We start from the raw sequence: 21,303 nt of genomic DNA, 5'->3' as shown, positions 1-21,303 counted from the left end.
AGATGTAAGAACTAAAGTAACAAATTTCACATACAATTAAAATCTGAGTTACATTTAAGATATTTTAATTTGAGATCAAACTTACAAAACAGCGAGAAAATTTTCTTTTTATATCAATAAAAAAATAACTTTGTATGACTAATTTAGCTTAGTTTATATCCAATTAAAATAGCGTGATCCTTTCTTGTTCTTTTAAACTCCCCTAGGCTATTTATTTAAAAGGGTGAACCTATCAATAAATAAACCGAGTCATAATTATTTTCTGTGCGTCCATAAGAGAAAATGATCGGTCCTAAAGGCGAGTCAATCCCAGTAAAAATTGAACCACCGATATGCATAGCATCAGAGTTGTAGTAATCATCTGGATCATTCCATACCCCAGCATATTCGACGGATGCACCGAGATAAACCGGTGAACGGAATAGCCCAAAGTCATTCTCAAACCAGCGGTAGCGATACACCAAACTGGCTAAAGCTTTATTGCGCCCAGCCAAGCTATCTCGCGGGATCCCTGACAAATTCAAAAAGCCGCCTAATTCATATAAAGTCACTGGGAAAGTGGAGTCTTGGCCTGTCACGACACCATATTCAAGCTGAGTGGAAATACTATGTTGTAAATAATTCTTCGCCGCCAAGAAGGTGCCACTGTACTCACTGACCCAGTTGCGCGTGCGGCCGTCATCAAAGACTCCATCGTCATCGATTTCATCATTTGAATATAAATAATTTAAATCAACGTAATAGCCATTTGTTGGGAAGCTAAAGCTATCTAAAGTATCGTTTCGATAACGGGCAAAAAAACCATAACGGCGATAGTTAAAGTCGACGCCTCCGGCAAAATTATCAACTTCGGTTTCACCATAAGTATAACGAAACCCTGTGCGTATATCTTGGTCCAGATCCGGCTGATAACCTAGCGCGAGCTCACCTTCATATTGAACATATTCAACATCATACGCATTGTCTATGTCATCAAGCGAACTACTAAAGCCATCTTCCAGATTATCCGCAAAAGCGAGTCGTGACATCTGATTGGTATATTTTAAGCTCGTATTGGCAAAGTAAGTTTGATCCGCGCTCAGTGGAGTATACAGCTCAGCCCCTACCAATTTATCTGTACCGAGCTCAAGGCTGGTGCGTACTTCGGTACCATTGTCGCTGAGATCGGTGAAGTTAGCGCTCATCCCCAGAGCATATTTACTCGTGCCAGCAAAGTCATCCTCAAGTGAAAATCTAAAATCAAGGTAGTTCGGCCCCCAAGACTTCTCTTCAACCTTGATATTTAAAATATCTCCTTTACGACCACCATCAACAAAGCTGTAGGTGACTTTTTCAAAACGATCAACAGAGTAAAGACTGCGCACCTTGGTTTCGATTTCTTCTTGAGTATAGCTTTCGCCGGGTTTGATGCCTAAACGGTTTTCAACCAAAACATCATTGTAATGGGTTTGATTATCCACCTTAACTTTGGCAATTTTACGCGACGTTTTTTGCTGTATTTTGGCGTACATATTACGCTTTTTAAGCTGATAGGCTTGGTAATCTAAGTTCGATAAGGCAAGTTTCTTGAGTTTATATGCTTGTGCAGTTGTCGCTTCTTCTCCAAGCTTAAAGGCGCGTGACATTTCAAAAAAGTCCGTAGTTTCCATTTTTCCCACTGCCGGCTTTAATAAAATGTCTTGATCTGACAATTTCTCAATTTGTTCTTGGGTGCTGCGGCGCACCATATAGTTAGTAAGCTGATCGGCTACCGAGATTAAGGTTTCGAGCTCTTCTTTGGTTTTATAATCGGTACTAATATCAACAGCGATCACCACATCTGCGCCCATGGCTTTGGCAACATCAACCGGCATGTTGTTGGTCACGCCACCATCGACCAGCAGCATATCTTGATATTCATAAGGTGGTAGCGCGCCCGGCACAGACATACTTGCCATCATAGCGTCTACCAAGTTGCCTTTGTCCAGAACCACAGGTTTTAGGTTCACCACATCGGTCGCCACCGCGCGATAGCGTACAGCAAGGTGGTCAAAATCTCTAAAAGTACTTGGATTGCCGGAGGTTTTACGGATAATTTGCAGCATGTTTTGTCCTTGCACCACACCTTTAGGCACCCGTATGCCTTTTTTATCTAACCCTAAGTCAGTTTGCAACTGGTAGGTATCATCGTAAGCTTTTTCACGTAAGCGCTTTTCATTGCGATTAACGCGATCGCGATAACCTAAATTCCAATCGACAGAAGTCATGGTATCTTCGATTTCTTGTGCATTCATCCCCATCGCGTATAAAGCGCCAACATACGCCCCCATACTCGTACCGGTAACGATATCAATTGGAATATTCATTGCTTCAAGTTGCTTGAGCACCCCAGCATGCGCCGCCCCTTTGGCGCCACCACCGGCAAAAACTAAGGCAATCGTTGGACGTACCTGGCCACTCGCGGTTTTTTCTGTCGCAAAACTAGGTATGGAAAAAAGAAGCGAAAATAGGGTGACCCAAAGTAAGAGATAACGAACTTGAAACCTAATGCTGCACATGTTGATGATCCTTCCCACAAAGCATATTCAAATATAGGGAATTTATAGTTGATTGGCGATCTAGAGTAATCAAAAGCATTGGCTTTGAAAACCACAAAGATAATGAGATGCGAATTATACCCGTAATTAGCCAAGATATAGTCGAAATAATTAGTCCATTTAGGTATAAAAAAGCTCAGCCTGTATCACACAAACTGAGCTTTTAGTTTTAGCTTTTTATATAACTATTTACTTATTCAGCAAACAGGCTTTGGAACCAATCACTGCTTTGATCTTGTGGCGCAGGCTTAGCAGCTTGTTTGCATTTCGCGCTTAGCTTGTCTGCATCTTCCCAAATCGGCAATTCTTGATTTCCTTTACAATCAAAGACCAAGGCACCATTTACCGAGCGGTATTTGGCTGTTGTGACGCCACTTGGCCACGGCAGAGAAAGCGTCTGCGGCTTACGCAAGGTTAAATACTCATCATAAGTACGTAATGAACCACTTGCACCAGTGAGTTTCATTGGCTTGTCATCATCACGCCCCGTCCAAATAGTTACCACTTCACGTCCGTCGACGCCGACAAACCAGCTATCACGTTCATTGTTACTGGTACCTGTTTTGGCTGCCAGCAAAGCTTTACTAAATTTAGCTTGCAGTGAACGACCTGTTCCTTCTGTGACCACACGTTTCATAATATATGTGGTCATCCAAGCCGCTTGATATGGTACCTGCTGTGACGCTTTTGGTAGTGAGCGATAAATAATTTCGCCGTCTTTATCAACCACATTACGCAGCGCTGTTAAAGTCGCACGTTTACCGCTATTGGTAATGGTCTGGAACATTTGCGCCACTTGATACGGCGTTAGACTATAAGCACCCAAGAACATAGACGGCACAGGCGTCACCGCATCTCTTGGCACGCCAAGTTTAGTCAAAGTATCTAGCACATCAGAGGTGCCAATTTGCATCCCCAAATTAACCGTTGGCACATTGAGTGATTTTGCCATCGCTAAATACAAAGGCACTTGACCACGATATTTACGATCATAGTTTTGTGGCTTCCATTGTTTACCATCTCCTGTTTTTAAGCTAATTGGCTTATCTTCAAGAGTGGTTGCAAGGTTAAACTTATCTGGATATTGGAGCGCAGTTAAATACACTGATGGTTTTGCCAGTGAACCAATTTGACGCTTAGCATGCAAGGCGCGGTTATAACCATCAAAACCTGCTTGCTTACTTCCCACCATAGCGCGGATCTCACCGGTTTTACGATCCACAGCAACCGCTGCGGTTTGCAGACCTTCACCAACACGCGCTTCAAGCTTAGGTACGCTTTGCTTAACCGCTTGCTCAATGTAACTTTGTGACACAGGATCAAGCGTAGTAAAAACGCGTAGACCAGAATCAGGCGTGAATTTATCGCCTACTTTTTCTGTTAGCTCATTTTTAAGCTGCTCAAAATAGTCCGGCTGACGGCGCGCCATATGCAAGTTCTGCTCGACATCTAGCGGTGCAGAAATAGCAGCTTTATACTCATCTTCAGAAAGAAGATCTTGTTGATTCATAAGCATTAATACAACATCTCGGCGCTCTTTAGCACGCTCAGGATAACGCTTAGGATTATAATAAGATGGGCCTTTTACCATACCAACAAGTAACGCCATTTGATCAACGCGCAGCTCATCAATCGGCACGCCAAAGTAATAGCGTGATGCTAACGCAAAACCGTGGATCGCTTCACTCCCATTTTGACCTAAATACACTTCGTTTAAATAAGCTTCAAGCACACGATCTTTGCTATAACGATAATCAATGATCAGCGCAATATAAGCTTCTTTGATCTTACGCCAGAGACTACGCTCACGGGTCAAAAATAAGTTTTTGGCTAACTGCTGGGTTAAAGTACTACCACCTTGAACGGTGCGACCTGCTTTAATATTCGCAACCAAAGCACGCATGATCCCAACCGGAGAAACCCCGTGATGGTGGTAGAAGTTCTTATCTTCTGTTGCGACTAAAGCTTCAACCATCACATCCGGAAATTGCTCACGTTTTAAGAATAAACGCTGCTCTTCTTGACCGGCTTCAAGCGAACCTAACATCTTCGGCTCTAAACGTACAAAGCCAAGATCGCCACGCGCTCCTTCTTCAAGAGATTCAATCCGCTCAATCTTATTTTGATTAAAGCTAACTGACAGATGACGCTCATCTTCAGGGCCATCAGTAAACTCAAATGGACGGCGGATCAGCTCAATTTTATTTGACCCAACACTGTACTCACCCGCGCGATTTGGCGTGCTCACTTTTTTATAGTTAAGCACATTCAATTCTTGTTGCAGTTCAGACTGGCTCATATCGCCGCCAACTTGCAAGTTCATGATGCGCGCATAGACAACAGTTGGAATCGAGAAAAGCTGTCCTGCAAAACGCTGAGTGACTAAATTATTAAGATAAAAACCTAGCGCAGCCACCAAGACGATGCCAACAATCGCTAACTTCCAGAAAATACTCCAAAGAGTACCTTTCCAAGAAGATTTTGGCGCCTTCTTTTTGGGGGCTTTTTTGCGCGTCGTTTTTTTCGCAGTCGTCGTTGACTTGCGGCGACGTGTCGCTCTCATACCGGATTCCTCTTTTGGGTCCATCGCAAATTTTTTGCGCCCAGAGGCCAATGCTTTATTTTTCAATACTTTCATTTTAATTCCATTGCCTAATTTAAATCCCTTGGCGAAATGTCGTCCCTTGGATCATTTTATGAAAAATGACGTTTGGTTTTTCGTGTCGCTTGATGATTTGCGGGATCATCAGGCCAAATATGTTTAGGATAGCGCCCTTTCATCTCTTTTTGGACATATTGATACGATCCTTGCCAAAAACTTGCAAGATCTTTGGTTCGCTGTAACGATCGCTGCGCTGGCGAAAGCAGATCCACCAAAATCGCTTGTCTGCCTTTTGCGATTAATGGTGATTTGGCTTGGCCAAACATTTCTTGCATGCGCACCGATAATACAGGATCTTGGCCAAATTGATAATCAATCCCCTGCATTCGACCGGTTGGCAGCAGCCAATGTGTCGGTAGTTCGGCATCTAAAAGCTGCATCAGTTCCCAGCCAAGGTAAGCTTTTAATGCTTCTTCTAAATTGACTTTTAAAAGTGCTTTTAAATCATGGACGCCGTTTAAATATGGCAAAAGCCACGCATCTAAATGAGCTTGCAGCGCCTCTTCGCTCATATCTGGCCAATCTTCCTCTGGTAGCCAAAGCCTGGCGCACAAGACGCGCTGCTGCAAATTTTGCGCACCTTTGTTCCAGTTCAGCGCAGCTAACCCATGACGACTGAGATAATTTATCAAGCCTTGCGTTTTTTGCGCGCTGGTTAAGGATTTTTGTTTATCAAAGGCTTGTTTGGCATAACAAATTTGCCCGATAGTTTGCACCTCCCAACCCATCATCTGGCCACGCTTTTGATCCCATTGGATCAGCTCTGAGTCTTGAAACCAATGCTGGCTTTCAAGATCGTGCGTTTGACTCAAATCTTTTAATAACTCAAAATCCAAATCAAGCGCGCTAAAGATCTGACTGCGTCCTTGCCCGCCTGAATGACGCAAAAGATCGATCACTACAATCCAATGCTGCTTAGCAAGGTTAGATAGCGGATCAAGAAACGCGCCATGCCCATTGGCAAGTAAAAAGCTCGCCTCTTGCCCCATTTGTGCTTGATAAGCGATTCTGTCTGGATAAGCAAAACTTGCCAGCACCCCAGCGTAATCTCTCTCTAAATGTTTAAAATCAGCCTTAAAGTTACGAAGCTTGAGAGCTGGGTAAGTAGGATTTAACTCTTTGATTTGTGAAAGTTGCACGCTCAAACTCAAGCTACGCTGAAGCAGTTGTCTTTGATTTGGATGCTTACCACTTTGAAGTAAAGCTAAATCACTCGCTAAATCCAAAGCTTTGCGTCTTTCTTCGAATAAGCAAATTAAGGCGGTACTGGTATCAAGCAAATGTGGCAAGTTTGCCGATTGTGCGAGCTCAAGGGTTTGGATCAGCATAGCCAAAAAACGAGGATCTAAGGATACCGCTCCCATGCGCAGCATTTTTGCGCTCAAATCACCTTTTTGATCCAACAAACCTAAGTTGCGAAGTAACTCATCCGCTTTATGTATTGCCACCGCCGGCGGTGGATTGAGCCAAGCCAGTTCATTCACATTTCGCGCGCCCCATTTAAGCGTTTCTAAGCGCAGCGAGGTCAAGTCACTGCGTAAAATCTCAGGTTGAGTTTCAAGTGGCTGGCGCTCAAATACTTCTTTGCTATATAAACGCACACAAATCCCCGCTTGCAAACGCCCTGCACGGCCGGCGCGTTGAACACTTGAAGCTTGCGAAATACGTTTAGATTCAAGGCGGGTGATCCCTGTTTTAAGATCAAAGCTTGCTGACTGCTCCATCCCAGCATCGAGCACCATGCTGATCCCATCTATGGTTAAACTGGTTTCAGCAATATTGGTTGCTAACACAATTTTACGACGATTAGCTTGAGTTGGCGCAATCGCAGCTTGTTGCGCTTTAAGATCCATCTGCCCATATAAGCAATAGAGATCGACATTTTGCAGACTAAGATCCTGCGCGAGTTGCTGGCTTAAATTGCGCTCAACGTATCGAATTGAACGCGTTCCATCTAAAAAGACTAATAAAGAGCCTTGCTGAGTGCGCAGCATATCTAGACTCGTTGCAATTACAGCATTGTTCAACTCTTGGTTTGGCTTGAGACTTTGATACGTTATCGCAACAGGAAAGGTGCGACCTTCACATTCAATAAAACAGCCATCTTCTAAAAAGTCAGCTTGATTCGATTTGGATGAATTAGCAAAAAAAGTTTCCTTTTCTAAAGTCGCCGACATAATCAAAAGCTTTAAATCCTCGCGCAAGGCCGCTTGGCTTTCCAAGCAAAAGGCTAAGCTAGTGTCTGCATTTAAACTGCGCTCATGAAATTCATCAAAAATAACTAAGGACACCCCAGTTAATTCCGGATCGCTTTGCAGCATCGCAAGCATAATGCCTTCGGTGACAATTAAAAGTTGGGTGTCCTGAGATTTAGCTTGCTCACCACGAATTTGATACCCCACCTTTTGGCCGACTTTCTCTCCCAGTTGCTTGGCTAAATAACTGGCAATGCTTTTCGCCGCCAAGCGTCTTGGTTCAAGCATAATGATTTGGCCTTGAAACTGCCCAGATGAGAGCAAAGCAAGTGGCAAAGCGGTGGATTTCCCTGCGCCGGTTTCAGCTTTTAAGACCACCTGAGCATGGGTGTCCAAACTTTGTAGGATATCTGCTACTTTGCTTGCAATCGGAAGTTGGCTTGAGATCTGGTGGGTTGTCATAGTCAATTTGAGTTCATCATTTGGATAAAAATGTATGGGTGTCCCATATATCAATTAGATTTAAATTCATGGGTGTCCCGTATATCATATCAAAAGAAACGATTAAAAAACGAATTGGAAACTGAAAGACTTATGCAATTTGATCCCCCTTTAAAGCCTGCGACCTTAGTGCGTCGGTATAAACGATTTCTCGCCGATGTGCTTTTGCAAGATAACGATGCGCTTTTGCCAGACAATAAAGTTAAAGAAACGACCATTCACTGCGCCAATACGGGCAAAATGACGGGATGTGCCGCGCCCAATAGCCAGATTTTTTATTCCACTTCTCCAAACTTAAAACGAAAGTATCCGCTTTCTTGGGAGTTGACCTTAACCGATAAAGAGCATTTTATTTGCGTCAATACCGCCAGAGCCAACCAACTTGTGGTCGAAGCGATACGCGCAGGTAAAATTAGTGAACTGTTGGGTTATGATGAGCTAAAAACTGAAGTTAAATATGGTGATGAAAATAGCCGAATTGATATTTTGCTCCAAGATGCGCCTCAACCTGATATCCAAAATGGCAAAAAGAGACCAAAACCAGATTGCTATATAGAAGTAAAAAGCGTGACTTTGTTAGATGAAAAGTCACTAGGACAAGGTTATTTTCCTGATACGGTCACGACCCGTGGGCAAAAACACTTACGAGAATTGACTCAAATCGCAAAAAAAGGGCAACGAGCAGTACTTTTTTACATTATTTTGCACACAGGTATTGAAAAAGTCGCTCCTGCACACCATATAGACCCAGATTATGGAAAGTTACTTATTCAAGCAATGGATGCTGGGGTAGAAATCATCGCTTATCAAACGCAAATCTCCCCGCAATCAATGGAAATTTCGACTGGTTTAAATTTCGACAAATATGCAAATTAATAGTCATCTTTGTCACCCATTTAACAAAACTGTCAGTCAAAGTTTGCCTAGAGCTTGCCTTTTTGATATAGATACCGCCCTTATTAGCTAATGGATAGCTAAAGGTGTAGTAATTAGGAGCGCTGTATGCCAGAAACAAATAAGAAAAAAACGCTAGGCATTCTAGCCATTGCAGGTGTTGAACCATATCAGGAACAGCCGGGTGAAGAGTATATGTCACCTGAGCAAGTGGAGCATTTTTCAAAAATTTTGACTGCTTGGCGTGATCAACTACGTGTTGAAGTTGACCGCACAGTAAGCCACATGAAAGATGAAGCTGCCAACTTCCCTGATCCAGTGGATCGCGCTTCGCAAGAAGAAGAATTTAGCCTAGAGCTGCGTAACCGTGACCGTGAGCGCCGCTTGATTAAAAAAATTGAGAAAACACTCAGCAAACTAAAAGAAGATGACTTTGGTTTTTGTGAGTCTTGTGGCGTAGAGATCGGCATCCGTCGTCTTGAAGCGCGTCCAACTGCTGATCTTTGTATTGACTGTAAAACACTTGCAGAAATCAAAGAAAGACAGATGCAAGGCTAAACTTTAGTTAAGTCTTTTGATAAAGAGGAGGGCTTGGTGTCTTCCTTCTTTACTCTTCAAACTTGAAGAGCGATGACTTGATCCAGTCATATATTCTTATATCCCCTAAAAGTTGAAAGCGATAAAGCATTGATGATGAATGAATATATCGGCCGCTTCGCCCCTTCTCCATCCGGCCCGCTTCACTTTGGCTCCTTAATTGCCGCCCTTGGTAGTTATTTTCAAGCCAAGGCAAACCAAGGTAAATGGCTCGTGCGGATTGAAGATCTCGATCCTCCCCGTGAAATGCCCGGCGCAGATAAACTCATCTTAGATACGCTTGAAGCCCACCAACTTTTTTGGGATGGCGAAGTCATCTATCAAAGCCAGCGCCATGCTGCCTATCAAGCGCAAATCGATGCTTGGCTCGCCAATGGCATGGCGTATTACTGCAACTGCACGCGCAAACAAATTAAAGCCGATGGTGGTTATTATTTAGGGCACTGCAGAAATGCAAATGTCCCTGCTGGCGACGCTGCAATTCGCTTACAACAAACCCATTGCATTGAAAGCTTTCAAGATTTAGCTTTAGGGGAAATCACTATCCCGCGCGCGCTGGCCCAAGAAGACTTTATTATTAAACGTCGTGATGGCTTATTTGCCTATAATCTTGCAGTGGTGCTAGATGATATTTATCAAGGCGTGACTCAAGTGGTACGTGGCGCTGATTTATTAGAACCCACTGGGCGTCAAATTAGCTTGTACCATTTATTAGGCCAAACGCCTGTTTCCTATTTGCATTTACCGCTTGCGCTTGATGAATCAGGAAACAAGCTTTCCAAACAAAATCATGCCCCTGCTATTGAAAATCAACATGCGAAGCAAAATATTATCCACGCGATGCAGTTTTTAGGTTTTGAAACGAGCAGTTTGATGGATCTCAGTCTTGCGGAGATCTTAGATTTTGGGATCAAACACTGGACGATACCTTAAATATCAGCCTCTGGAATTTCTAAAATTAAACAAATACGCTAAAAAGTGAATCAATTTGCTCAAAAAGCGTAGAAAAATGAAGTTTATTTTACAAAGCTAATTAAAAACTCAGCTTAGATTTTTCAAATCGCTCAACCTAAGTTATGATGTAGCAATTATTTTTACGATCGAGCTGATATATACCCAAACTTAAGGGTATCGCAAGCAATGGAGACATTCCTCTGAATATTATCACCCGTGACGCGCACCCTATTTCACGTAACCATATCAGTGATAATGCGCTCAAAGTTTTATATCGCTTAAATAAGTATGGCTATGAGGCATTTCTTGTCGGCGGAGGTGTGCGCGACCTCTTGCTTGGGCAAACCCCAAAAGATTTTGATATTGCCACCAATGCAACCCCAGAGCAGATCGAAAAAATATTTCGTAACTGCCGCTTAATTGGGCGTCGCTTTCGTTTAGCACATATTATGTTTGGGCGTGAAATCATCGAAGTCGCGACGTTTCGTGGCCACCATGAAGCGCCGCAAGAAGTCACCAAAGCGAAGAAAATTAAAGACGTTTCAGCGCAATCTAAAGAAGGTATGCTGCTGCGAGACAATGTCTATGGCACAGTTGATGAAGATGCGCAGCGTCGTGACTTTACGATTAACGCCATGTATTACAACATCAAAGATTTTAGCATTCATGACTATGCTGGCGGTGTTGAAGATTTAAAAGCTGGCCTTGTCCGTATGATAGGCGATCCTGAGCAGCGCTACCGTGAAGATCCCGTACGCATGCTGCGCGCGGTGCGCTTTGCTGCCAAATTAAATATGAAAATCGAGACGCAAACCTCTGCGCCGATTCGAAATATGGCAAATTTGCTGACAGAAATTCCACCCGCACGTTTGTTTGAAGAATCATTAAAACTGCTGCAATCAGGCCAAGGTGAAGCCACTTATTTAATGCTACGTGATTACAACTTGTTCTCACCGCTGTTCCCATTGGTTGCAGAGCACTTTACGCCCGATCATAGCTCAACCACAGAGCAGATGATTGACACTGTGCTGCGCTCAACCGATAAGCGCCTGGCAACAGGTAAGCGAATCAACCCTGCATTTATGTTTGCGGCATTTTTGTGGTATCCGCTTGAAATTTTAGCCCGCGATCTAATGAATGACCGCAAGCTTAGTTATTATGATGCGATCATGATGGCGAGTAACTTGATCTTAGATCGACAAGTCAAAAGCATTGCGATCCCACGTCGCCATACGACGACCATCCGAGATATTTGGATGCTGCAATTACGTCTGCCGCGCCGCGCTGGCAAACGTGCATTCCAACTCGCAAACTTAGCTAAGTTTAGAGCAGGCTTTGATTTGCTTGAAATGCGAGGTCAAATCGAAGGTGGTGAGACCCTTGAGCTTGCACATTGGTGGGAAACATTCCAGTCTGCGCCAGATGTACACAAGCAAAACATGGTCAACCAAGTTGTCGATCCGAAAACCACCGGACGCAAGCGTAAACGACCACATAAGAAAAAGCGTAAAATAAGCACCGCAGGCCCAAGCACAACATCAGAATAAATATCCGTTAAGCAAGACAAGAAGGGAGCCTTATGTCTCAAGATTTACAAAATATCGTATATATTGCGGTAGGCAGTAACTTAGGTGAACCGCTGCAAACCGCTCAAGAAGCTATTTTAGAACTTGTTGAGCATCCCGATCTTGAAGTGTTAGCCAGCTCTTCTTTATATTCGAGCAAACCTATGGGCCCACAAGATCAGCCCGATTATGTCAATGCGGTGGTCTGCGCCAAAACCAACCTCACGCCAATGGCACTCCTTGATGCGACGCAAGCCATTGAGAAAAAACATGGACGTACCAGAAAAGCAGAGCGTTGGGGACCGAGGACTTTAGATTTAGATATTATCTTATATAATGACCTCACTTTAGAATGTGATCGTTTAACTATCCCTCATTACGGAATGAAAGTACGTGAATTTGTACTTTATCCATTAGAAGAAATTGCACCTGATTTAGAGCTTCCAGATGGAACCATGCTCTGTGAATTATTAAAAACAGTGCCACGCAATGGCTTAACAATTTGGGCGGACTCTCCCCTTATTTCAAAGCTAAAAATGGCTCAAAGGTAATAAAATGAAAAAAATTAGCATTAATGACTTGATGAAGTGGAAAAAAGAAGGCCAAAAATTTGCAAGCTCAACCGCTTATGATGCAAGTTTTGCCAAACTTTTTGAAGATCAAGAAATGCCTGTACTCCTTGTTGGTGACTCATTAGGAATGGTTTTACAAGGCCATGATGATACCCTGCCAGTGAGTGTTGAGGATATTGCATATCATACTCGCTGCGTCCGCGCAGGTAGCCCAAATGCTTTATTATTAGCTGATTTGCCTTTCATGAGCTATGCAACCCCAGAACAAGCTTGCCACAGCGCGGCTAAACTCATGCAAGCGGGCGCAAACATGGTCAAGCTTGAAGGTGGTGACTGGCTCGTTGAAACGGTTAAAACCTTGACTGAGCGCTCTGTGCCTGTATGTGCCCACTTAGGCTTAACGCCACAATCTGTCAATATCTTTGGTGGTTATAAGATCCAAGGCCGTCAATCCGATGTGGCTGACCAAATCGTACGTGATGCCTTATCTCTGCAAAATGCTGGCGCGCAACTGCTAGTACTTGAATGTGTGCCAAGTGGGCTCGCCAAACGTATTACGGATGCCCTACATATTCCAGTGATCGGGATTGGCGCAGGTAAAGATACAGACGGTCAAATCCTAGTGATGCATGATATGTTCGGGATCTCTGCTAACTATATGCCAAAATTTTCGAAAAACTTTTTAACTGAAACAGGTTCAATGCAAGAGGCCGTTTCAAAGTATATTCAGGATGTTCAACAAGGGATCTTCCCTGCTGCTGAACATACTTTTGAATAAGGATAATCCATGCAAACTTTTGCTGATGTAGCTCAACTTAGAGAGCAATTAAATAGTGCGCGTCGTGAAGGCCGCCGTATTGCTTTTGTTCCAACTATGGGTAACCTGCATGAAGGTCACTTAACTTTAGCGCGTAAAGCCCGTGAAAATGCGGACATTGTTGTGGTGAGCATTTTTGTTAATCCGATGCAATTTGAGCGCAGCGATGATCTCAACAGCTACCCACGCACGTTAGATGATGATCTAGCGAAGTTAAACACGGAAGGCGTTGATTTTGTGTTTACGCCAACCCCAGAAATTATGTACCCAGAAGGTCTTGAAAAGCAGACTGCTGTTGAAGTAACGGGTCTGTCAAACATTTTAGAAGGTGCATCACGTCCGGGGCATTTTCGTGGCGTCAGTACGATTGTGACCAAGCTTTTTAATATCGTCCAACCGGATGTCGCCTGTTTTGGTGAAAAAGACTTCCAGCAACTGGCTGTGATCAAAAAAATGGTGAGCGATCTTTCAATGCCAATTGAAATCATCGGCGTGCCAACTGTGCGTGAAATGGATGGCCTTGCGATGAGTTCGCGCAATAACCTCCTGACTTTAGGGGAGCGTCAGCGTGCACCTGTGCTAGCTCGCACCATGCGTTGGATCAGCAGCCAAATTCGCGGCGGGCGTGATGATTGGAGTTCTTTAATTGAAGATGCGAGCGATCAACTGCGCGCAGCAGATTTAGAGCCTGATGAAATCTTTGTGCGTGATGCGCAAACCTTACTTGTACCAACAGAAAGCAGCACTCAGCTAGTGATCTTAATGTCGGCTTACTTAGGTAAAGCGCGTTTGATTGATAATATTGTTGTGGATATCACGCCAAGTGAAAGCAGCGACGATTCAGCGCAAGATGTTGAAGAAGAATAACTAAAAGTTTAAATACTAAGTATTTAACATATAAAATAAAAAACGCAGCGAATCTCTCGCTGCGTTTTTTTATGGCTTTAGCTGAGTCAACAGCTTGAGTGGTCTAAAAAGATTAACTTCTTAGTCCTTTGCCTTTTGAAATCAAGTAATAAGCTAACGCATAAAGCGCAGCAATAAACACCAACAAGACACCAAAAGCTGTGGTCACATTGACATCCGAGACGCCTAAAAAGCCATAACGGAAACCATTGACCATATACACGATTGGGTTGATCTTAGATACTGCCTGCCAAAATTCAGGTAAGAGATCAATCGAATAAAAGACCCCACCTAAGTAAGTCAGCGGCGTGAGCACAAAGGTTGGAATAATCGAGATATCATCAAACGTTGTGGCAAACACAGCATTGATTAAACCGCCAAGGGCAAACAAGACTGAGGTTAAGAACACAATCGATACCACGATAAACCAGTGCTGCACGGTTAAATCGACAAAAAAGAGTGCCACGCAAGTGACTAAAATGCCAACTAACAAGCCGCGCGTTACCCCGCCCATCACATAGCCGGCAATGATGATATGGTTTGGTACTGGCGCGACCAATAACTCTTCAATGTTCTTTTGAAATTTAGCACTAAAAAATGACGACGCCACATTTGAATAAGAGTTGGTAATAACCGACATCATAATCAAACCTGGAACGATATATTCCATATAACTAAAGCCGTGCATTTGGCCAATACGTGAGCCAATCAGATTACCAAAAATAATAAAATATAAGGTCATGGTAATTGCTGGTGGGACTATGGTTTGCACCCAAATTCGCATGAAGCGATTGATTTCTTTATAAACTAAGCTTTTAAAAGCCGTCCAATATAGTTCAAGCATTTTATTTCCTATTTCTCACCCGAGCGGATAATTTCTACAAATAACTCTTCAAGACGGTTCGCCTTGTTACGCATCGACAATACTTCGACACCCTGCTCTGTGAGCTGGCTAAAGACGGCATTCAAACCTTGTGATTTTTCAACTTCGACTTCAAGGGTTTGATGATCAAAATAGCTAATTTTGGCATCTTTAAGTACTGGCTGTTGCGGGCAATCTTTTAGATCTAAGATAAAGGTTTCAACACTTAATTTGCCTAGCAAGGCTTTCATTGAAGTGTTCTCAATCACTTCACCTGCGTTAATGATACCTATATTGCGACACAGCATCTCAGCTTCTTCAAGATAGTGCGTGGTGAGAATAATCGTCACGCCCTCTTTGTTGATCTTTTGCAAGAACTCCCACATCGAGCGGCGCAGTTCAATATCAACCCCAGCGGTAGGTTCATCTAAGATAAGCAGTTTCGGCTCATGCATCAGCGCACGCGCAATCATCAGGCGACGTTTCATCCCACCTGAAAGGTTTCTTGCTCTTTGGTCACGTTTTTCCCACAAATCGAGCTGAGTGAGGTATTTTTGTGCTCTTTCTTTGGCAACAGAGCGCGGCACGCCATAGTAACCGGCCTGCTGAAGCAGAATTTGTTGAACCGTTTCAAAGGGGTTAAAGTTAAATTCTTGTGGGACTAAACCTAGTTGCTGCTTAGCGCGAACTAAATCTTTATCAATATCATAGTCAAATACTTTAACTAGCCCAGAAGTTTTATTAACGAGGGAGCTAATGACACCGATTGTCGTCGACTTACCTGCGCCATTTGGACCTAAAAGTGCGTAAAAATCACCTTTTTCCACAGATAAACTAATGCCTTTTAGCGCTTTCACGCCGCCTGCATAAGTTTTGGTTAAATTTTCAATTTCTAATGCATACATAGTGAATATCTTTTATCTTTTTATTAATTTAGGTTATGTTAGTACAAATCTGATTTGATTTTTATCAATTTTTAGTTATACCCAGAATGATCGAAAGGTATATATACAAATATGCCAGATATAAGAGCAAGTTAAGAGGATGATAACATGCCAGATATAAAACAGTTATTCGAAAACAACCAAGCTTGGTCAAATCAAATAAAGTCTGATTGCCCTGAGTTTTTTACCAATCTTGAAGGCTCTCAGCACCCAGAATATTTATGGATCGGTTGTTCAGATAGCCGAGTCCCAGCTGAGCGTTTAACCGGCCTGCATTCAGGTGAGCTATTTGTGCATCGAAACGTAGCCAACCAAGTGATCCACACGGATCTCAACTGCTTATCTGTGGTCCAGTATGCAGTCGATGTACTCAAAGTAAAACACATTATTATCTGTGGTCACTATGGCTGTGGTGGTGTGCAAGCCTCTATTGATAATCCAAACCTAGGGCTTATCAATAACTGGTTGCTGCATATTCGCGATCTTTACCTCAAGCATAGAGACTGGCTGGCTAAATACCCGAAAGAAGAATGGGGTAATAAGCTGTGTGAAATCAACGTTGCAGAGCAAGTGTATAACTTAGGCAACTCAACCATCATTCAACAAGCTTGGGAGCGCGGTCAGAAGACGCAAATCCACGGCTGGGTATATGGTATTGGTGATGGTATCTTAAACGACCTAGGCGTGCGTTGTCACAGCCGTGAGAGCTTAGAATTATCGCACCAAGCATCGCTTGATAAAATCATGAATGATGAAGTCACAGCAGTAAAAGGAATAGGCTCTGATTCAGAAGCTTAACCCTTTGCATTTAGAAAATACTAACACTTTTTAGTGATTAAAAAATTATGCCCAAGTCATTATTAAAACAGACTTGGGCATATTTATATCTATCAGATTTTAGCTTTAAAAGATTAGTCTTCTAATAAAGTTACTTTACCAATATATGGTAAGTGGCGATATTTTTGAGCATAGTCAATGCCGACGCCAACCACGAACTCATCTGGGATTTCAAAGCCAATCCAACGTGCGTCAACTTCAACTTCACGGCGTGAAGGTTTGTCTAGCAGAGTACAGATTTGAATGGATTTAGGTTCGCGAATTTCAAGGATTTCTTTTACCTTGCTTAGCGTATTGCCCGTATCGATAATATCTTCAACCAGTAGCACATCCTTGCCTTTGATATCATCATCTAAGTCTTTTAAAATACGAACATCGCGAGAAGAGTTCATGCTATTGCCATAGCTTGACGCTGTCATGAAGTCCACTTGGTGTGGGAGTTCAATCGCACGTGCAAGGTCTGCCATAAAAACAAATGAACCGCGTAGTAGGCCAACCATGACTAAATCTTCGCTGCCTTGATAAAATTCGGTGATCTCTTTACCTAAGGTCTGAATGCGTTGTGCGACTTCTTCTTCAGAAATCATGACATCAATCGTGTGCTTTTTCATTGTTTCTCAATCTTAGTTCGATGTAAAAATAAGTCGGCTATTCTATCACCTGTGACTCAAACTTGCCAATAGCGATTCGCCTCAAGGCTTTTCGTGATTTGCATAACTAAAAAACCGCAACTCATGATAATCACAAGTTACGGTTTTCTATATACTTTTAATTCTTAACTGATATGAAAAAAGTTAAAAATTTAACTGCGAAAATGAATTATTTTTTCTTCTTCACAGCTTTTGCATTTGGAAGATCGGTAATTGAACCTTCAAATACTTCTGCAGCAAGACCAACTGACTCATGCAATGTTGGGTGCGCGTGAACGGTTAGTGCGATATCTTCTGCATCACAACCCATTTCGATTGCAAGGCCGATTTCGCCAAGAAGTTCACCACCGTTTGTACCAACGATAGCACCACCGATTACGCGGTGAGTTTCTTTATCAAAGATAAGCTTAGTCATACCATCAGCGCAGTCAGATGCGATTGCACGACCTGATGCAGCCCATGGGAATGTTGCCACTTCGTACTTGATGCCTTCTTCTTTTGCTTCTTTTTCAGTTTTACCAACCCAAGCAACTTCTGGCTCAGTGTACGCAATTGAAGGAATAACTTTCGGATCAAAGTAGTGTTTTTTACCAGAAATAACTTCTGCAGCAACGTGACCTTCATGCACACCTTTGTGCGCAAGCATAGGTTGACCAACGATATCACCAATCGCGAAGATGTGTGGAACATTGGTGCGCATTTGCTTATCAACATTGATAAAGCCGCGCTCATCAACTTCTAGGCCAGCTTTTTCAGCATCCAGTAGTTTACCGTTTGGCACACGACCGATTGCAACCAATACTGCGTCATAACGCTCAGGTTCAGCAGGTGCTTTTTTACCTTCCATTGAAACGTAAATGCCGTCTTCTCTTGCTTCAACAGCTGTTACTTTGGTTTCAAGCATTAGGTTGAACTTGTCTTTAATGCGCTTAGTGTAAACCTTAACAACGTCTTTATCCGCAGCTGGGATCACTTGGTCAAACATTTCAACAACGTCGATTTGAGAACCTAGTGAGTTGTACACTGTACCCATTTCAAGGCCGATGATACCACCACCCATGATAAGAAGTTTTTCAGGGACTTCTTTTAGCTCAAGTGCATCCGTTGAATCCCAAATACGTGGATCTTCATGTGGGATAAATGGCAGTTGGATTGGACGTGAGCCCGCAGCAACGATAGCATTATCAAAAGTGACAGTTGTGCTTTCTTCGCCTTCAACTTGAAGCGTATTTGGACCTGTAAATTTACCTAGGCCGTTCACAACAGTCACTTTACGTGCTTTTGCCATGCCGCCAAGGCCGCCAGTAAGTTGGCCGATTACTTTGTCTTTCCAGATACGGATTTTGTCAATGTCTGTTTGTGGTTCGCCGAAAACAACGCCGTGCTCAGCCATAGCTTTTGCTTCTTCAATTACTTTTGAAACGTGAAGCAATGCTTTTGACGGAATACAACCTACGTTTAGACATACACCACCAAGCGTGTTGTAACGCTCAACGATGACTGTTTCTAAACCTAAATCTGCACAACGGAATGCCGCTGAATAACCAGCAGGACCTGCGCCAAGTACTACGACTTGTGCTTTAATTTCTTTGCTCATTTCGACCTCTTTTAGTCATTATCCCTAACAGGCTAAACGAATGCTCAACCAGACCATTTACATCTTCTATTCTATCTAGATTACTGCTTTCTAGTCTATCTAGACTTGGTCTTGGTTGAAATCTAAATCCGAAAAGCTTGTGAGCTAGACATCATTCTTGTGATCAAGGCGGCATTGTATAACCGCCTTATTTGTCTTATCTTTTTCGACTATAGCACTAAATTACTACAGAACTAAACGACGAATGTCTGTTAGGCAGTTGTTTAGATAAGTAATGAAACGTGCACCTTCCGCACCATCGATCACGCGGTGATCATAAGATAGTGATAGTGGAAGCTGTAGGCGTGGTTCGAAATCTTTACCATTCCATACAGGTTTCATTTCAGATTTAGACACACCTAAGATAGCAACTTCTGGCGCGTTGACGATAGGTGTAAATGCAGTACCACCGATGCCGCCAAGGCTTGAGATAGTGAAACAGCCACCTTGCATGTCAGATGCAGTTAGTTTGCCATCACGTGCTTTCTTAGAAATAGCTTTTAGCTCATCAGATAGCTCGTAGATGCCTTTCTTGTTCACATCTTTAAATACAGGAACAACTAGGCCGTTTGGCGTATCAACAGCGATACCAATGTTCACATATTTCTTCAGAATCAAGCTTTCGCCATCTTCAGAAAGTGAAGAGTTGAAGCTTGGGAACTGCTCAAGTGCTTTCGCAGCAGCTTTCATGATGAACACAAGTGGTGTGATCTTCATGCCGCTATCTTTCTTCGCTTCGATTGCATTTTGCTCTTTACGGAATGCTTCAAGCGCAGTGATATCTGCGTTGTCCCACTGTGTAACATGCGGGATCATCACCCAGTTACGATGTAGGTTAGCACCAGAGATCTTCTTAATGCGAGAAAGTGCTTTCGTTTCAGTCTCACCAAATTTAGAGAAATCAACTTTTGGCCAAGGAAGTAGACCAAGCGCACTGCCGTCGCCATTACCCGCTGCTGCGCCAGATTCTAGGCGTTTTAGCGCTTCTTTAACGAAGTTTTGAACGTCTTCTTTTAGGATACGGCTCTTACGACCAGTACCTTTCACTTTCGCAAGGTTAACACCAAACTCACGTGCTAGACGACGAACAACTGGTGATGCGTGTGCATATTCATTGTTCTCTTGGAAATCACCTGTGCTTGCTGCTGGAGCCGCTGCTGCTTTTGGCGCTGCTGGCGCAGATGCTTGAGCTGGCGCTGCAGGAGCTTGTGCCGCCGGCGCTGCTGCTGGCGCGCTTCCAGCGACTTCAAATACCATGATTAGGCTACCAGTTGAAACTTTATCGCCTGCGGCAACTTTGATTTCTTTAACTGTACCTGCAAATGGCGCTGGAACTTCCATTGAAGCCTTGTCACCTTCTACAGTGATAAGTGATTGTTCTTCTTCAACGCTGTCACCCACGGCAACCATGATTTCAGTGACTTCAACTTCATCACCGCCGATATCAGGAACGTTAACTTCCTGAACACTTGGCGCGCTTGCTGCTTGTGGCGCTGCTGCTGGTGCTTCGGTCGTTGCTGCTGGTGCAGATGCGCCCGTTTCAAATACCATGATTAGGCTACCAGTTGAAACTGTATCACCTGCGGCAACTTTGATTTCTTTCAATGTACCGGCAAATGGCGCTGGAACTTCCATTGAAGCCTTGTCACCTTCTACAGTGATAAGTGATTGTTCTTCTTCAATTGAATCACCTACTGCAACCATGATTTCAGTCACTTCAACTTCATCACCGCCGATATCTGGTACGTGAACTTCTTTAAGCTCAGATGCCGCTGCAGGCGCTGGCGCTGCTGCCGGTGCTTCTGCTGCTGGAGCAGGCGTTTCTGCCGCGCCGCCTTCAGCTTCAAATACCATGATTAGACTACCAGTTGAAACACTGTCGCCTTCTTTAACTTTAATTTCTTTAACTACACCAGCACTTGATGCAGGAACTTCCATTGACGCTTTATCACCTTCAACAGTGATAAGAGACTGCTCTTCTTCTACTTTGTCGCCAACGTTAACAAGAATCTCGGTGACTTCTACTTCATCAGCGCCGATATCTGGTACGAAAATTTCGATAGACATATTACTTTCCTAATTCTATGCAAGAAAGCGCAACCTAGAGTCACTCTGGCTGCGCTTATCAATTGAGT

Annotated in this window: 16 protein-coding genes; 8 read left to right on the top strand and 8 right to left on the bottom strand. The window is 43.3% G+C overall.

From position 1 onward, the window contains the following. Positions 1–215 precede the first annotated feature (215 nt). The 3 genes from AC2VOY_RS08675 to hrpB all read right to left on the bottom strand — a co-directional run bounded on the left by AC2VOY_RS08675 (position 216) and on the right by hrpB (position 7,895). On the bottom strand, positions 216–2,537 hold the full coding sequence (locus AC2VOY_RS08675) for a patatin-like phospholipase family protein (protein WP_491830923.1): 2,322 nt from the start codon (positions 2,535–2,537) through the stop codon (positions 216–218). A 232-nt stretch (positions 2,538–2,769) separates the two neighbouring features. Next, positions 2,770–5,163 (bottom strand): penicillin-binding protein 1B, encoded by a 2,394-nt coding sequence (gene mrcB / locus AC2VOY_RS08670; RefSeq protein ID WP_491833058.1) that lies wholly within the window; start codon positions 5,161–5,163, stop codon positions 2,770–2,772. Positions 5,164–5,270: 107 nt separating this feature from the next. Continuing rightward, positions 5,271–7,895: an ATP-dependent helicase HrpB gene (gene hrpB / locus AC2VOY_RS08665; RefSeq protein WP_491833057.1), complete on the bottom strand. Its 2,625-nt coding sequence runs from the start codon at positions 7,893–7,895 to the stop codon at positions 5,271–5,273. Between the two features lie 132 nt (positions 7,896–8,027). On the opposite strand from hrpB, the gene sfsA reads away from it, so the two are divergent. From sfsA to panC, 7 genes are all read left to right on the top strand, one after another. Further along, positions 8,028–8,810 (top strand): DNA/RNA nuclease SfsA, encoded by a 783-nt coding sequence (sfsA, locus tag AC2VOY_RS08660; protein WP_491830921.1) that lies wholly within the window; start codon positions 8,028–8,030, stop codon positions 8,808–8,810. A 126-nt stretch (positions 8,811–8,936) separates the two neighbouring features. After that, positions 8,937–9,386: an RNA polymerase-binding protein DksA gene (dksA, locus tag AC2VOY_RS08655; protein ID WP_491830919.1), complete on the top strand. Its 450-nt coding sequence runs from the start codon at positions 8,937–8,939 to the stop codon at positions 9,384–9,386. A 135-nt stretch (positions 9,387–9,521) separates the two neighbouring features. Beyond that, positions 9,522–10,358, top strand: a complete 837-nt coding sequence (gluQRS, locus tag AC2VOY_RS08650; protein WP_491830917.1) for a tRNA glutamyl-Q(34) synthetase GluQRS — start codon at positions 9,522–9,524, stop codon at positions 10,356–10,358. Between the two features lie 179 nt (positions 10,359–10,537). Then, the gene (pcnB, locus tag AC2VOY_RS08645) at positions 10,538–11,926 is read left to right on the top strand and encodes a polynucleotide adenylyltransferase PcnB (RefSeq protein ID WP_491833056.1); all 1,389 of its coding nucleotides are present in this window, start codon (positions 10,538–10,540) and stop codon (positions 11,924–11,926) included. A gap of 32 nt (positions 11,927–11,958) precedes the next feature. After that, positions 11,959–12,495, top strand: coding sequence for a 2-amino-4-hydroxy-6-hydroxymethyldihydropteridine diphosphokinase (folK, locus tag AC2VOY_RS08640; protein WP_491830915.1), 537 nt, complete (start codon positions 11,959–11,961; stop codon positions 12,493–12,495). Positions 12,496–12,499: 4 nt separating this feature from the next. Next, a complete protein-coding gene (panB, locus tag AC2VOY_RS08635; protein ID WP_491830914.1) occupies positions 12,500–13,294 on the top strand; it encodes a 3-methyl-2-oxobutanoate hydroxymethyltransferase in 795 nt (264 codons plus the stop codon). Positions 13,295–13,303: 9 nt separating this feature from the next. Continuing rightward, on the top strand, positions 13,304–14,200 hold the full coding sequence (panC, locus tag AC2VOY_RS08630) for a pantoate--beta-alanine ligase (RefSeq protein ID WP_491830912.1): 897 nt from the start codon (positions 13,304–13,306) through the stop codon (positions 14,198–14,200). A gap of 112 nt (positions 14,201–14,312) precedes the next feature. On the opposite strand, the gene AC2VOY_RS08625 is transcribed toward panC, so the two are convergent. Together AC2VOY_RS08625 and AC2VOY_RS08620 are read right to left on the bottom strand one after the other, a co-directional pair. Beyond that, complete coding sequence (locus AC2VOY_RS08625) at positions 14,313–15,083, bottom strand: ABC transporter permease (protein ID WP_491830911.1); 771 nt, start codon at positions 15,081–15,083, stop codon at positions 14,313–14,315. An 8-nt stretch (positions 15,084–15,091) separates the two neighbouring features. Next, the gene (locus AC2VOY_RS08620; RefSeq protein ID WP_491830910.1) at positions 15,092–16,006 is read right to left on the bottom strand and encodes an ABC transporter ATP-binding protein; all 915 of its coding nucleotides are present in this window, start codon (positions 16,004–16,006) and stop codon (positions 15,092–15,094) included. Between the two features lie 147 nt (positions 16,007–16,153). Between AC2VOY_RS08620 and can the strand changes: the two genes are divergently transcribed. Beyond that, positions 16,154–16,843: a carbonate dehydratase gene (gene can, locus AC2VOY_RS08615; protein ID WP_491830909.1), complete on the top strand. Its 690-nt coding sequence runs from the start codon at positions 16,154–16,156 to the stop codon at positions 16,841–16,843. 113 nt (positions 16,844–16,956) lie between these two features. Here the strand turns inward: can and hpt are convergent, their stop codons facing one another. From hpt to aceF, 3 genes are all read right to left on the bottom strand, one after another. Next, positions 16,957–17,493, bottom strand: coding sequence for a hypoxanthine phosphoribosyltransferase (gene hpt, locus AC2VOY_RS08610; protein ID WP_491830908.1), 537 nt, complete (start codon positions 17,491–17,493; stop codon positions 16,957–16,959). Between the two features lie 208 nt (positions 17,494–17,701). Beyond that, a complete protein-coding gene (gene lpdA, locus AC2VOY_RS08605; protein ID WP_491830907.1) occupies positions 17,702–19,129 on the bottom strand; it encodes a dihydrolipoyl dehydrogenase in 1,428 nt (475 codons plus the stop codon). A gap of 225 nt (positions 19,130–19,354) precedes the next feature. Next, entirely contained in the window at positions 19,355–21,235 is a 1,881-nt protein-coding gene (gene aceF, locus AC2VOY_RS08600; protein WP_491830906.1) for a pyruvate dehydrogenase complex dihydrolipoyllysine-residue acetyltransferase, read from the bottom strand. Between the last annotated feature and the right edge of the window lie 68 nt (positions 21,236–21,303).

This window comes from Vibrio sp. KMM 9700 (assembly GCF_058545285.1).
Note: the sequence above shows the minus strand (reverse complement) of the source record. Positions and strands in the feature narration are given on the sequence as shown.